This window comes from Actinokineospora diospyrosa (genome assembly GCF_024171925.1).
Taxonomy (GTDB): Bacteria; Actinomycetota; Actinomycetes; order Mycobacteriales; family Pseudonocardiaceae; genus Actinokineospora; species Actinokineospora diospyrosa.
This window is the reverse complement of the sequence record NZ_JAMTCO010000001.1, coordinates 451,049-463,891: the sequence shown is the minus strand read 5'-3', so window position 1 is coordinate 463,891 and position 12,843 is coordinate 451,049. Positions and strand designations below refer to the sequence as shown.

Below are 12,843 nucleotides of genomic sequence, written 5' to 3'. Positions count from 1 at the left end.
CGACACACGGCCGAACCGCCGCGACACGCCGGTCACTGGCCCGAAAGGCGGAGGGCGTGGTCACCCACCAGGCGCAACCCGAGGGGGTTCTTTCTGCCGGTTGGCCGCGAACACCGATTCAGGGCTTTAGCCGTGCGCCCTACGGGAATGATTCACCGGGAATGCCGAATGGCGGGTGCGGGGGTTGGGTCGGCACCGGAGACGAAAACGCCGATGAGGTGCGCGCCGGACAGCGCGCACCTCATCGGCGGGGGGACGGACACCGGGTGGGGTGTGTCCCGCGATCCCGGACTCGGGATCGGGTGGGACTCAGCTGCTGGTCGCCAGTTCGTCGGTGGCGGTGGCGGGGGTGGTGGACCGCCTGCCGGTGACGAGGGTGAGCAGGAGTGAGGCCGCGGTCAGGGCGACGCCGAACCAGACGACGCTGGTGACGCCCAGGTTGTCGGCGAAGAGGCCGCCGAAGAGGGCGCCCAGGGCGATGGAGGTGTTGTAGGCCATGGTGTTCAGCGACATCGCCGCCTCGAACTTGTCGGGGGCCGCGGCGAGGGTCATGTTGACCTGGGAGAGCTGCACGACGCCGAAGGAGACGCCCCACAGGACCAGGGCGATGATGACGCCCGCGACACCGCTGCCCAGGGTGAGCAGGAGCAACAGCGAGACGACCAGGCCGATGGCGCCGACGATGAAGCTGCCGCGCATGCTCTTGTTGACCGTGTAGCCCGCGATGAAGTTGCCGACCGCGCCGCCGACACCGAAGATGATCAGCACGACGGTGATGAAGATCGGTGTCGCCCCGGCGCTCTGCTCGAGGAACGGGCGCACGAAGGTGTAAGCGCCGAAGTGGCCGAGCACGAACAGCACCACGGTGAACAGCACCAGGCGCAGCGGGATGTTCTTGAACGGCAGGGAGAAGACCTCCCGGACCGAGACCGCGTTCGCCGAGGGCAGCGACGGGACGGTGATGGTGACGGCGAGGAAGACGACCACGCTCAGCCCGGCCCAGATGAGGAACGTGGTGCGCCAGTCGGTCATGCTCTCCAGCACGGTGCCCAGCGGGATGCCGACGACCGTGGCGATCGAGATGCCCGACATCACGACCGCGGCGGCCTTGGTGGCGTGCCGGTCGGGGACGATGCGGATCGCCATGCTCACGCCGATGGCCCAGAACACGCCGCTGGCGAAGCCCATGACCAGCCGGGTGGTGAGGATCAGCGCGTAGTTGGGCGAGATGGAGGTGATCAGGTTGCCGACGGCCAGGATGGCCAGCAGCGTGGACAGCAGGACCCGCCGGTTGATCCGCCTGGTCCAGGCCACGATGAACGGCACGCCGAGACCGGCGGAGATGCCCTGCAGCGTGACCATCAGCCCGGCGACACCCACGGTGATGCCCAGGCTGGTGCTCAACGGGGTGAGCAGGCCGATGGGCATCAGCTCGGTGGTGAGGAAGACGAACAAGCTGGCCGTGATCGCGGCGACACCCAGCCATGCGCGGAACGTCGAGGTCTGGCTTTCTTCCTCTGTGGACATCTGTTTCTCGCTAACTGTATTGGGTTCTAGAGCTACCGGTTGAGTGGGGAACGTCCTCAGCGGACGGATCTGGATCCGCTCACGCACGTCTCCCTTCCACTGTGGACGTTTGAGTCGACCGCGCCTGACCGGTGTCCTCGTCCGGACCCGGGTCGTCGTCGGGCTCGGGGTCGGCGTCCGGACCCGGCTTGGCCGCCTTGGGCGGCCTCGGTTGGGCCAGCAGCGCGGCGCCGATGGTCACCACGACCCCGACCAGCTGCAGGACCGACAGCGTCTCGTCGCGGAACACGAACCCGAGCAGGGTCGCCACGATCGGGCTGCCCAGCGCCAGGACCGACACCGCCAGCGCGGGCAGCCGCTCGATGCCGCGGAACCAGATCGCGTAGCTGATGACCGCGCCGAAGCTCATGAGGTAGACGAACCCGATGACGTTGGGCCAGGAAATGCTGCTCGGCACACCCTCCAGGGTCACGGTGAACGGCAGCAGCACCAGGCCACCGGCGACCAACTGCCACCCGGTGAACGGGAGCAGCCCGACACCGGCGGGCTTGCCCCACTTCTTCGTCATCGTGATGCCCGCGGCCATGCTCGCCGCACCCGCCGCCGCGGCGGCGACACCGACCGGGTCGAGCGCGTTCGCCGCCTTGAACACCAGCAGCATCACGCCCGCGACGCCGAGCACACAGGCCAGCACGTGCACGAATCTGATCTTGTCCCCGATGACCAGCGCCGCCAGCACCAGCACCAGCATCGGTTGCGCCGTCATGATGATCGCCGCGACACCACCGGGGAGCCGGTAGGCGGCGACGAAGAGCAGGAAGTTGAACGCGCCGATGTTGAGCGTGCCGAGCACCAGCGAGCGCCAGATCCAGATCCCGACCGGCATCGTGCGGACGAAGGCCAGCAGGATCAGCCCGGCCGGGAGCGCGCGCACCGTGGCCGCCAGCAGCGGCCGGTCCGGTGGCAGCAACTCGGTCGTCACCAGGTACGTGCTGCCCCAGATCGCGGGGGCCAGCGCGGTCACCCCGGCGGTGAGCAGCAGCCTGCCGTTCCTCATACCGCGCCGCCCTCCTCGCGCTGGGACCGGGAACCGGTGTCGGACAACAGATGTGCGTTCACGGTGAGCCATTCCTCGGTTCGGCGGTGGTCACTTCGGATTCGGGGGTCGCCGAAATCGACGACACACCCCACGTGCAGGAGCACCGCCCAGGTGTTTCGCGAGCCGTCGGTCAGTCGAAGATCGGGTCGCGGTCGCGGGTGCGCTTGAGCTCGAAGAAGCCGTCGGTGCCCGCGAGGGCGAGCACGCCGTCCCACAGCCGACCGGCGGCGTCACCGCGCGGCGCGGGGGTCAGGACCGGGCCGAAGAACGCGATGAGCTCGCCGTCGGGCCCGGGCACGTGGATGACCGGGGTGCCGACCTCGGAGCCGACCGGGTCCATGCCCGCGTGGTGGCTCTCGCGCAGCGGCACGTCCAGCTCGGTCTGCTCGGCGGCGTCGATGAGCTCCGCGGGCAGCCCCGCGTCGGCGAGGGCACCGAGCATCATGTCCCGGCCGAGGCCCTCCTTGTGGTTGTGGATGCGGGTGCCCATGGCGTTGTAGAGCAGCCGCAGTGCGTCGTTGCCGTGCTGCTGCTCGGCGGCGATGCACACCCGGACCGGGCCCCAGCCGTCGATCATGCCCTGGCGGTACTTCTCCGGGACCTCGCGGCCCTCGTTGAGCACCGAGAGGCTCATGATGTGGAACCGGGCCGCCACCGGGCGGACCTGCTCGACCTCCAGCAGCCAGCGGGAGGTGATCCACGCCCATGGGCAGCGGGGGTCGACCCACACATCGGCGGTGGTGGTCGCCTCCGGCTGCGGCGTGTCGCTCATGGTGTGCCTGTCCTCTCGAGTGAACTTCCCTGCGGGCCACCTGGCCCGGTGACGAGCGTGGGCGCGGGCCGCCCCACGCCACAGGAGGGGGGAAACGCCGTGGCGTGGGGCGATTTCCCGCGGGAGCCTCCCGTGTGGGCTCCGTCGGAAACCGTCCGTGCCGGACTTGTCACGTTCGCAGTCTCACGCCAGGCGATCAATGAGTCCAACACATGTTTGTCACCCCTTCCATCTCGATGCAAGATGGATCGGTGGAACTCCAGCAGATGCGCTACGTCATCGCGGTCGCCGAGACGAGCAGCTTCACCCGCGCCGCGGAGCGGTGCCTGGTGGTGCAGTCCGCGCTCAGCCACCAGATCGCCCGGCTGGAGCGGGAGCTGGGGGCCAAGCTGTTCGAGCGGACCAGCCGCCGGGTCCGGCTGACCCCGGCTGGCGCGGCGTTCCTCACCGCGGCCCGCCAGTGCCTCGACGCCGCCGACCGGGCCGCCGCCGAGGTCGCCGCCGCCGTCGGGGAGGTCCGCGGCCGGTTGGCGGTCGGCCTGATCCCGACCGTCGCGGCGGTCGACATCCCGCGCGCGCTGGGCGAGTTCCGCCAGGACTACCCCTCCGTGCGCATCAGCCTGCGGGTCGGGGCGAGCGAGGAGCTCGTCGAGCAGGTGAAGGAGGGCGGCATCGACGTGGCGTTCCTCGGCCTGCCCACCACCCAGCGGCCGGAGGGGGTGTTCTCGCACGAGCTCGCCCGCGACCGGTTGGTCGCCGTGGTGTCGCCGGACCACCGGTTGGCCAACGAGCGGGCGATCACGCTGCGCACGCTGTCCTCGGAGATGTTCGTGGACCTGCCGCCCAAGACCGCCGGGCGCGCCCAGTCCGACCAGGCGTTCGCCGCCGCGGGACTCACCCGGGACGTGGCGTTCGAGGTGACCAGCGCCTACCTCATCGCCGGGCTGGTCGGGCAGGGCCTCGGGGTGGCCATGCTGCCGTCGGCGTACGTACCCCAGCTGACCGGCGTGACCACGATCGAGGTCGTCGACGCCCCCGCGCGGGTCGAGTACATCATCTGGAGCCGGGTGAGCCGCACACCGGCGGCCACCGCGTTCCTCGCGATCCTCGACATCCCCCTCGGGCAGCAGTAGCCCGGAGCGGATCGACCGGGTGACGGCAAGCGACCAGCGGAGGCGTGCACGGCGCCGCACCTGGACGTGGATGAGGTCGCGCGCAAGGTCTTGGGCTGAAGTGCACCCGTTCTGGTGTATCCCGAGGCGTAGGTGTAGCTCGTGACCACAGTGGAGCGATGTCGCGTGATGAAGGGGCTACCGAGAGGGGCACGTGATGTCTGACTTGCGGATCGAGCTTGTCCACCGGGAGCTTCCCGCGCCGGGGGAGATCGTGCGGATAGATCGGGATGGCTATGTCCTCTTCGTCCAGAACACCAACCCGGCCAGCTCGACTCCCTCCCAGCAGGACGATGTGGTCAAGTATGTGCCGGTGACGATCACCGCTCCCACATCTGAGTCGCGCCACGCCGCCGCGGTCCACCGGCGTGGCGCGAAGACGCGCAGGGAGAACTGGACTCTGTGCGACAAGTCGAGGAAGCGGAAGGTGAAGGCCCGGCTGGACGCTGAGCCGCTGGGGACGGTGACGTGTGTGCAATGTCGGCGGGCGTTGGTGGACAAGGGGGCGTTGGGGGCGGGCTGAGCGTTTGTCCAGAGTGGAGTGCGCGAAGGCCCCCGCCCGGAGGCGGGGGCCTTCGGCGGTGGGTGCTACTTGAGGGTCACGCGGAAGGTGAAGAAGTCCGCGGGCATCCCGGCGAAGTCACCGGTGTGCTTGAAGACGACCTCGCGCTCGTAGCCCTCGGCCTCGATGAGCCTGCGCAGGTACTCGACGTCGCCCGCGGTGCTGAAGAAGATCATCATGCGGCCGTCGGTGGCGAGGTACTGCTTGGCCTCGCGGAAGAACCTGGTCAGGGCGCCGTAGTTCTCGTCGGTGGTCGCCGACTCGACGACGTCGCGGGCGGGGAACCACTGGAACGGCGGGTTGAAGATGATCAGGTCGTACTGGCCGTCGACGGCGGTGAAGACGTCGCTCTGGCGGGTCTCGACGAGGTCGGCGACGCCGTTGCTGGCGGCGTTGGCGCGGGCGGTGAGGACCGCGTGCGGGTTGATGTCGACGGCCAGGACCGAGGCGGCCTTGCCCGCGGCGAGGATGCCGTGCGCACCGCTGCCGGTGCCCATCTCCAGGACGCGGTCGCCCTCCTTGACCTCGGCGAGGATCGCCTGGCCGAACAGGTGCGACACCGGGCACGGGGTCATCACCTGCGGCGGGACCTGCAGGGTCAGGCCGAGGAACTCGCGGGTCTCCACCTCGGTGGGGCCGCCGCTGGAGTCGGTGAGCATGGCGTGCAGCCCGCGCAGTTGCTCGACGCGCTCGTCGGACATCAGCGGGCGGTAGGCCTCGGTCGTGCCGCTCTTCGGGTCATTCAGAACCACGGTGCTGTTCCTCTCACGATCAACGGATCCCGCGAACGGGAATTGGCTTTCTCCGAACTAGGGCTTGTGGATGAAGTCGTTGACCAGCTCCACGAACTCCACGGGCTTCTCGAACAGCACCATGTGGCCACTGTCCATCTCCACATACGACGCACCAGGAATCGTCGCCGCCAACTCACGCGAATGCTCCGTCGGCACCGCCGCATCCGGCGAACACCCCACCACAAGAGCCTCCGCCTGAACCTTCTCCGCCAAACCCCGAATATCCACCCGAACCAACAAATCCAACTGCCGAAGCCGACCCGACGACGGAGACAACTCCGCCCCCAACCCATCCACCTCAGCCAACCCAGACAACCCATTCACAAACCGCGGACTAAACGCCGTCGTCGTCAACACCCGACCAAACGCCACCGCATCATGCGACAAACTCAACGTCAAACCAATCAAATTCCGCATATACAAATCAGTCTCAACCAAACCACCCACCGGAACCACCCGACGCACCTGCTCCGGATGCAACCCCGCGGTCGCGACCACAACCGAACCACCCAGCGAGAACCCAACCAGGTCAACAGGATCCGACGTCACATCCGCGATCACGGCGGACACTTCCTCCGCCAACTGCTCGATCGTCAGCGCGGCGCCATCGTCCACAGCGGCCTCACTACCCGACAAGTCAGGTATCACCACGGTGTTGCGCTCAGCGAACTGATCCACCAGGTGCCCGAACGCCGACTGGCCACCCTTGCCGACGCCGTGCACCAACACCAGGACCGGCCCGGACCCCACCACCGAGTAGCTCACCCGGGCACTACCCACAGACAACGAAGGCATGGCTGAAAACCCTTCCTGAATCCGGAAACAGTGGGAACAGCTTGGCGATAGCGGTCTTCACGCGTGCCCATCGAAGAGACTGGTCACCGAACCGACCTCGAACACCTCGTGGATCGCCCTGGCCAGCAGCGGGGCGATGGACAGCACGGTCAACTGCGGGAACCGCTTCTCCTCCGGGATCGGCAGCGTGTTGGTGACGATGAACTCGCGCGCCCCGGACTCGGCGAGCGCGGTCGGTGCCTGCGCGGACAGCACGCCGTGCGTGGCCGCGATGACCACGTCCAGCGCGCCGTGCTCGAGCAGCCGCCGCACCGCTTTGGCGATGGTGCCGCCGGTGTCGACCATGTCGTCGACCACGACGCAGGTGCGCCCCTCGACGTCACCGACCACCCGGTTGGCGACGACCTCGTTGGGCCGCAGCGGATCGCGGGACTTGTGGATGAACGCGATCGGCCGACCGCCCAGGTGGTCGGCCCACTTCTCGGCCAGCTTCGTGCGGCCGGAGTCCGGGGAGACCACGGTGATGTCAGCGCCACCGTACTTGTCGTTGACGTAGGACGCCAACAGGTTCTGCGCGAACAGGTGGTCGACCGGGCCGTCGAAGAAGCCCTGGATCTGCGCGGTGTGCAGGTCGACGGTCATGATCCGGTGCGCACCGGCGGTTTTGAACAGGTCGGCGATGAGCCGCGCCGAGATCGGTTCCCGGCCGCGGTGCTTCTTGTCCTGCCGCGAGTACGCGTAGAACGGCATGATCACGGTGATCCGCTTGGCACTGGCCCGTTTCAGCGCGTCCACCATGATCAGCTGCTCCACCAGCCACTTGTTGATCGGCGCGCAGTGGCTCTGGATGACGAACGCGTCGCAGCCGCGCACCGACTCCTCGAACCGCACGAAGATCTCGCCGTTGGCGAAGTCGTACACCGACTGCGGGGTCAGCGGTACGTCCAGGTACTTGGCGACCTCCTCGGCCAGTTCCGGGTGGCTGCGCCCGGCGAACAGCATCAGGTTCTTGGCGACCATCAGCCCCACACCTCCTTGCGGTAGCGGGCGTGCGCCGCGGCGAGCCTGCCGCCGACCTCGGCGGTGCTGATGAGCACCGCCATGTTCGCCTTGGCGGAGCGGCCACCCGTGGCCGCGTCCACCGCGCGCATGAGGTACTTCGTGACCGCTTGGCCGCGGATGCCGTCGCGCTCGGCCGCGGTGATCGCCTCGGCGATGGCGGCGTCGACCTCGTCGCCGTCGATCGCCTCCGCCTCCCGGACCGGGGTGGTGATCAGGAACGAGCTGTTGTTGCCCAGCCCCCAGTGGTTCTCGATCGCGCGGGCGATCACCGCGTCGTCGTCGAGCCGGACCGGGCTGCGCAGACCGCTCGACACGCAGTAGAACGCCGGGAAGTCGTCGGACCGGTAGGACACCACCGGCACGCACTGGGTCTCCAGGTACTCCAGGGTCAGGCCGAGGTCGAGGATCTTCTTGGCGCCCGCGCACACCACCGCGACCTGCGACCGGGTGAACTGCACCAGGTCCGAGGAGATGTCCATGGACCGCTCCGCGCCCCGGTGCACCCCGCCGATCCCGGCCGAGGCGAAGAACCGGATGCCCGCGAGCTCGGCGGCCACCAGGCAGGACGCCACGGTCAGCGCGCCCATCCGCCCCTGCGCCAGCACGATCGGCAGATCGCGGCTGCTGACCTTGGGGATGCCCGGGGTCGAGGCGAACCGCTCGATGTCGGCCTCGGTCATGCCGACCACGATCTCGCCGCCCTCGATGGCCAGGGTGGCGGGCACCGCGCCGCCCGCCCGCACCGCCTCCTCGACCTTGCGGGCGGTCGCGGCGTTGTCGGGGTAGGGCAGGCCGTGCGTGATGACGTTGGACTCCAGGGCGACCACCGGGCGGCCCTCGTTGATCGCGTCGGCCACCTCGGCCCGGAAGACCAGCGGGATGTCGTCGTGCAGAAGGGGGGTCATGGTCGTCCCAGCCATCAGTTGAAGTCGGCGCCGTAGTTCGGCACCTTGCCCAGGGTGTGCCTGCGGTTCACGATCTCCGGTAAGTAGACCTGTTCGTTCCACACCTCTTTGGCTATCGGTTCGAAGGCTATGGAGACGGCTCCGTCGTCACACCCGAAGGCGTTCGTCATCGCCCGTGTGACGGCGGAGACCAGTTCGGACTGCTGCTCTGCGCTGAGCGACACCGGGAAGTGCTTGATGTTGACGTGCGGCATGATGGTGTCCTCCCGGGTGTCGTCCAGGGTCGCGCGCTGGGTCTCGCCGCGCAGCCGGATGGCCGCGGTGAGCTCGTCGATGTCGGGGTCCTTGAGCATCGAGTAGTGGTCGGCCACCAACTCCACGACGGTCGGCGCCGTGGCGGCGTACCCGCTGGCGCCCTCGAGGAACGAGTAGTCGTCGCCGCGGGCCTTGAAGATCGTGATGGGCGCGCTGATCCGCCGTTCGGTCAACTCGCGGAAGGTGTAGCTGAACTCGAACGTCGTGCCCACCACCTGGATGATCCGGGCGACCAGGTCGATGTCGAGGTTGGTGAAATTGGCGCTGAGGAACTCCGCCAGGCTCTTGTCGTCCTTGGCGACCTCAAGGCATTGCCGCAGCAGGGATCCGCTGATCGTGCCGGAGAAGACCGAGAACAGGATCGTCACGTACGCCTGGTTGTCGTACGTGGCAACGCGTTCCTCCGCCCGCGTCCCTTCCGTGTGGACCTTCGGCGATCCGGGCGCGATGAGGAAGAGGTTCTCCACCCGCTCCCCCGCTTGTTCGAGCTGGTGAGCGGCCTCGAACGCCACCCGCGCGCCGAAGGAGTAACCCCACAACGTGTAGGGCCCCTGCGGTTGTAGCCGCCGGATCTCCGCGACGTCCTCGGTCGCCATCTCCTTGATGGTGGCGTACGGGACCTCGCCCTCGTTGATGCCGTGCGCCTGGACACCGTAGAACGGCCGGTCGGTGCCCACCTTCCCGGCGAGGGTGCGCAGGTTCATGGTGTAGCCGCCCAGCCCGGGCCAGCAGTACACCGGCGCGCCGGATCCCGCTGGCTGCAAGGGAACCAACCGAGAGGACCGGATCGAGTCCGCCCCCTCCACCCGCTTGGCGAGCTGCTCGATGGTCGGCGACTCGAACAGCACCTGCAGCGGCAGGGTGGACCCGAACTCGCGGTTCAGCTTGTTGATCAGGCCGACCGCGATCAGCGAGTTGCCGCCGGAGGCGAAGAAGTCGTCGAGCACCGAGGCGCCCTCCCGCTTCATCGCCGCCTGCCACAGCTCGGCGATCCGGCGTTCGACGCGGGTGCGCGGCGCGACGAACGGGCGGTCGGAGCTGTCGGCGGCGATCGCGTCGGACTCGACCAGCGCCTTGATGTCGATCTTGCCGTTGACCGTGGTCGGCAGCCGGTCGAGCACCAGGACCTTGTTCGGGATCATGTAGTCGGGCAGCAGGGTGATCAGGTCGTCGCGGATCATCTCGGCCGGGCCGCGCATGTGCACGACGTCCTCCTTCATGCCGTCGTGCAGCCGTTGCTGCGCGCTGACACGACCGCCGACGAAGAAGTACGACGGCCCGCTCGGCCTGCCGAGCCCGCGCAGGACCGCGTCGATCCGGGTGTGCGACGGCAGGTCGTCGCCGCTCTTGGAGCTGTAGCCCGACGACATGAAGCCGAGGTCCACCTCGTTCATCGACAGCCGCTGCAGCACCCGGCCGAGGTCGACGTAGCGCCGCCAGCCCTGCCCGGTGCGGCTGATCACCGAGATCCCGATGCTCGCCCGGTCGTAGACCGCCTGGTTGATCGCGATGACCTGCTTGCGCAGCACGAGCTCGGCGGAAATCCGCTCCAGCCGTCCACCGGTGTAGGCGTACTGGCCCGCCGGGAGGTCGGCGACCTTGCCGGGGTGGGCCTGGACGTAGATGTCGACCTCGTCGCGCGGACGCGGGCCGCCGTGCCGGACCAGCGCGAAGGTGCCGAGGTAGAAGTCCTCGTCGGCGACCTCCAGGCTGTCCTTTGTAGCCGGTTCGAACGCGGCGTCGACGACGTCGAGCCCGTGGCCGGGCAGGACCTCCTCGAGCAGGCCGACCATGTGGCCGGTCTCGATCTCCAGCACTTCCTGGATGTTGTTCTTGTACACCGGCTCGATCGCCCGCTTCTTGCCCACGAAGTGCAGCAGCACCTCGGGTTCGGCGGCACCGACCGTCTCGGTGATCAGGACGAGCTGGTGGGTCACCGGGTGGTAGTAGTAGATCCCCGGCCGCAGGTCGCCGATCCCCGTGATCTGGAGGTACAGCTGCGTCGCGTAGAGCGAACCCGGCGAGGCGTAGGCGTACTTCGGCAGCAACCGCTCCGTGCTCAGGTGCTGCCCGAGGTAGCGCAGGATCTCGCCGAACTCGGAGAGGTCCACTTCGGTCAGGTCGCGGGGCGCCCCGGCGGCTGGCCGCCTGCCGAGCAGCTGGAGGACGTCGGCCTTGGTCACCTCGCCGCCCTCGTAGAACCGGTAGGTCTTGCGCGCAAACGCTTGCCGCCGCTGGCCGTCGGTGGCCACCCGGCCCGGCAGGTCGACGACCGGCTTGCCATCGAGCTCCGCGGCGTCGCGCGCGCCCGCGTTCGACAGCTGCGCCTTGACCTGGAGCTTGCTCGCCTTGGACTGGTGGTGCGCGCCGTGGTTGCCCTGGTCCATCAGGGCCGCTTCCCTGGGGTTGAGCTCGACGCAGGCGATCAGGTTCTGGAAGCCGGTACGCGAGTCGGGCTTGACGACCACCGCGGCGTGCTTGACCCAGTCGTGCGTCTCGATCGCCAGCTTGATCTCGTCGAGCTCGACCCGGAAGCCGCGCAGCTTCACCTGGTTGTCGGCCCGGCCCATGAACTGCACGGTGCCGTCGGCGTTCCAGTACGCCAGGTCACCGGTCTTGAACAGCAGGCCCGCGCCGAACGGGTTGTCCACGAACCGCTGCGCGGTCAGCTCCGGCTGGTGCAGGTACCCGCGCGCCAACTGGATCCCGCCGATGTGCAGCTCGCCGATCTCGCCGACGGCCGCCTCGGCCCCGTCCGCGGCCAGGATGTGGTACTCGGTGTCGGCGACCGGCGTGCCGATGGACACCGCGTTCGGCCCGTCCTCGACGGTCGCCCTGCTGACGGTGAACGCCGAGGAGTTGATCGTGCACTCGGTCGGCCCGTACAGGTTGACCAGCTCGCACCAGGGCAGCGTGTCGAGGCAGTACTTGGCCAGCGGTTTGGGCAGCGCCTCGCCGCCGGTGAAGATCTGCCGCAACGAGGTGCACCCGGCCAGCTCGTCGGTGTCCAGCAGCGCCTGCAACAGCGTGGGCACGCACTGCAGCGTGGTGACCCCGTGCTCGCGGATGGTCCGGATGAGCCGCTCGGCGTCGCGGTAGATCCCCGGCATCCCCATGACGACCGTCGCCCCGCACGCGGGCGCCAGGATCTCCCACTGCGCCGCGTCGAAGCTCATCGGCGTCTTCTGCAGCACGGTCTTGTCGCGGTCGATCCCGTAACTGGCCGCCAGCCAGGACATCTGGCTGGCGATGCTGCGGTGTTCGATCATCACCCCCTTCGGCTTGCCGGTGCTGCCGGAGGTGTAGATGACGTAGGCGAGGCTGCCCGGCGCGGGCGGCGGGACCGTGGACTCGGCGGCGAACCTCGCGGCGTCGTTGAGCGTGACGATCGTGGTGTCCTCTGTGGCCAACTCGGCCAGCCGGTCCGCCAGGTCCGGCTGGGCCACGATGACCTTCGTCCCGGAGTCCTCGATCATGTAGCGCAGCCGCTCGACGGGGTACTCCGGCGAGAGCGGCAGGTAGGCACCACCGGCGAACAGGATCCCCCACGCCCCGACCATCAGTCCGACCGAGGGTTCGACGAACAGGCCGACGCAGTCGTCGGCCGCCACGCCCAGGTGCTCCAGCAGGCCCGCGAGCTCGCTGGAGCGCCGGACCAGTTCGCGGTAGGTCAGGATGTCCACGTCGGACACGATGGCCGTGTCGTGCGGCCGCGCCCTGGACTGCTCAAGGAGCAGTTCGGTCAGCCCCGTGAGCGCCGACGACGTGTTCCTCGTTTTGTCGAGCCGTTTCATATCTCCCCCAAAGGAGTTTCACTTCGCCCCCAATGGATAAGTGGCA

At 68.5% G+C, this 12,843-nt stretch carries 10 protein-coding genes; 2 read left to right on the top strand and 8 right to left on the bottom strand.

Annotated elements, in window-relative coordinates; all coding sequences use genetic code 11:
• Nucleotides 1–309 precede the first annotated feature (309 nt).
• From LV75_RS01815 to LV75_RS01805, 3 genes are all read right to left on the bottom strand, one after another.
• Nucleotides 310–1,527, bottom strand: coding sequence for an MFS transporter (locus LV75_RS01815; protein ID WP_253884795.1), 1,218 nt, complete (start codon nt 1,525–1,527; stop codon nt 310–312).
• A 79-nt stretch (nt 1,528–1,606) separates the two neighbouring features.
• Nucleotides 1,607–2,584, bottom strand: a complete 978-nt coding sequence (locus LV75_RS01810; RefSeq protein ID WP_253884793.1) for an EamA family transporter — start codon at nt 2,582–2,584, stop codon at nt 1,607–1,609.
• A 172-nt stretch (nt 2,585–2,756) separates the two neighbouring features.
• Nucleotides 2,757–3,398, bottom strand: coding sequence for a mycothiol-dependent nitroreductase Rv2466c family protein (locus tag LV75_RS01805; RefSeq protein ID WP_253884792.1), 642 nt, complete (start codon nt 3,396–3,398; stop codon nt 2,757–2,759).
• A 251-nt stretch (nt 3,399–3,649) separates the two neighbouring features.
• Between LV75_RS01805 and LV75_RS01800 the strand changes: the two genes are divergently transcribed.
• Both LV75_RS01800 and LV75_RS01795 read left to right on the top strand, forming a co-directional pair.
• Complete coding sequence (locus LV75_RS01800) at nt 3,650–4,531, top strand: LysR family transcriptional regulator (RefSeq protein ID WP_253884791.1); 882 nt, start codon at nt 3,650–3,652, stop codon at nt 4,529–4,531.
• 196 nt (nt 4,532–4,727) lie between these two features.
• Complete coding sequence (locus LV75_RS01795; protein ID WP_253884790.1) at nt 4,728–5,093, top strand: hypothetical protein; 366 nt, start codon at nt 4,728–4,730, stop codon at nt 5,091–5,093.
• 65 nt (nt 5,094–5,158) lie between these two features.
• Here the strand turns inward: LV75_RS01795 and LV75_RS01790 are convergent, their stop codons facing one another.
• The 5 genes from LV75_RS01790 to LV75_RS01770 form a co-directional block, all read right to left on the bottom strand.
• Entirely contained in the window at nt 5,159–5,884 is a 726-nt protein-coding gene (locus LV75_RS01790) for a methyltransferase (RefSeq protein WP_253884789.1), read from the bottom strand.
• A gap of 57 nt (nt 5,885–5,941) precedes the next feature.
• The gene (locus tag LV75_RS01785; protein ID WP_253884788.1) at nt 5,942–6,691 is read right to left on the bottom strand and encodes an alpha/beta fold hydrolase; all 750 of its coding nucleotides are present in this window, start codon (nt 6,689–6,691) and stop codon (nt 5,942–5,944) included.
• Nucleotides 6,692–6,778: 87 nt separating this feature from the next.
• Nucleotides 6,779–7,741 carry a ribose-phosphate diphosphokinase gene (locus LV75_RS01780; protein ID WP_253884787.1) on the bottom strand — a complete coding sequence of 321 codons (963 nt, stop codon included), beginning with the start codon at nt 7,739–7,741 and terminating at the stop codon, nt 6,779–6,781.
• Nucleotides 7,741–8,688 carry a pseudouridine-5'-phosphate glycosidase gene (locus LV75_RS01775; RefSeq protein WP_253884786.1) on the bottom strand — a complete coding sequence of 316 codons (948 nt, stop codon included), beginning with the start codon at nt 8,686–8,688 and terminating at the stop codon, nt 7,741–7,743. The genes LV75_RS01780 and LV75_RS01775 overlap by 1 nt, the downstream gene beginning before the upstream one ends.
• 14 nt (nt 8,689–8,702) lie before the next feature.
• On the bottom strand, nt 8,703–12,797 hold the full coding sequence (locus LV75_RS01770) for an amino acid adenylation domain-containing protein (RefSeq protein ID WP_253884784.1): 4,095 nt from the start codon (nt 12,795–12,797) through the stop codon (nt 8,703–8,705).
• Between the last annotated feature and the right edge of the window lie 46 nt (nt 12,798–12,843).

What these genes read in the sequence shown, in the direction of transcription:
- LV75_RS01810 (WP_253884793.1), bottom strand. Translation starts at nt 2,584, where the DNA reads ATGAGGAACGGCAGGCTGCTGCTCACCGCCGGGGTGACCGCGCTGGCC.
- LV75_RS01770 (WP_253884784.1), bottom strand. Translation starts at nt 12,797, where the DNA reads ATGAAACGGCTCGACAAAACGAGGAACACGTCGTCGGCGCTCACGGGG.
- LV75_RS01805 (WP_253884792.1), bottom strand. Translation starts at nt 3,398, where the DNA reads ATGAGCGACACGCCGCAGCCGGAGGCGACCACCACCGCCGATGTGTGG.
- LV75_RS01775 (WP_253884786.1), bottom strand. Translation starts at nt 8,688, where the DNA reads ATGACCCCCCTTCTGCACGACGACATCCCGCTGGTCTTCCGGGCCGAG.
- LV75_RS01795 (WP_253884790.1), top strand. Translation starts at nt 4,728, where the DNA reads ATGTCTGACTTGCGGATCGAGCTTGTCCACCGGGAGCTTCCCGCGCCG.
- LV75_RS01780 (WP_253884787.1), bottom strand. Translation starts at nt 7,741, where the DNA reads ATGGTCGCCAAGAACCTGATGCTGTTCGCCGGGCGCAGCCACCCGGAA.
- LV75_RS01815 (WP_253884795.1), bottom strand. Translation starts at nt 1,527, where the DNA reads ATGTCCACAGAGGAAGAAAGCCAGACCTCGACGTTCCGCGCATGGCTG.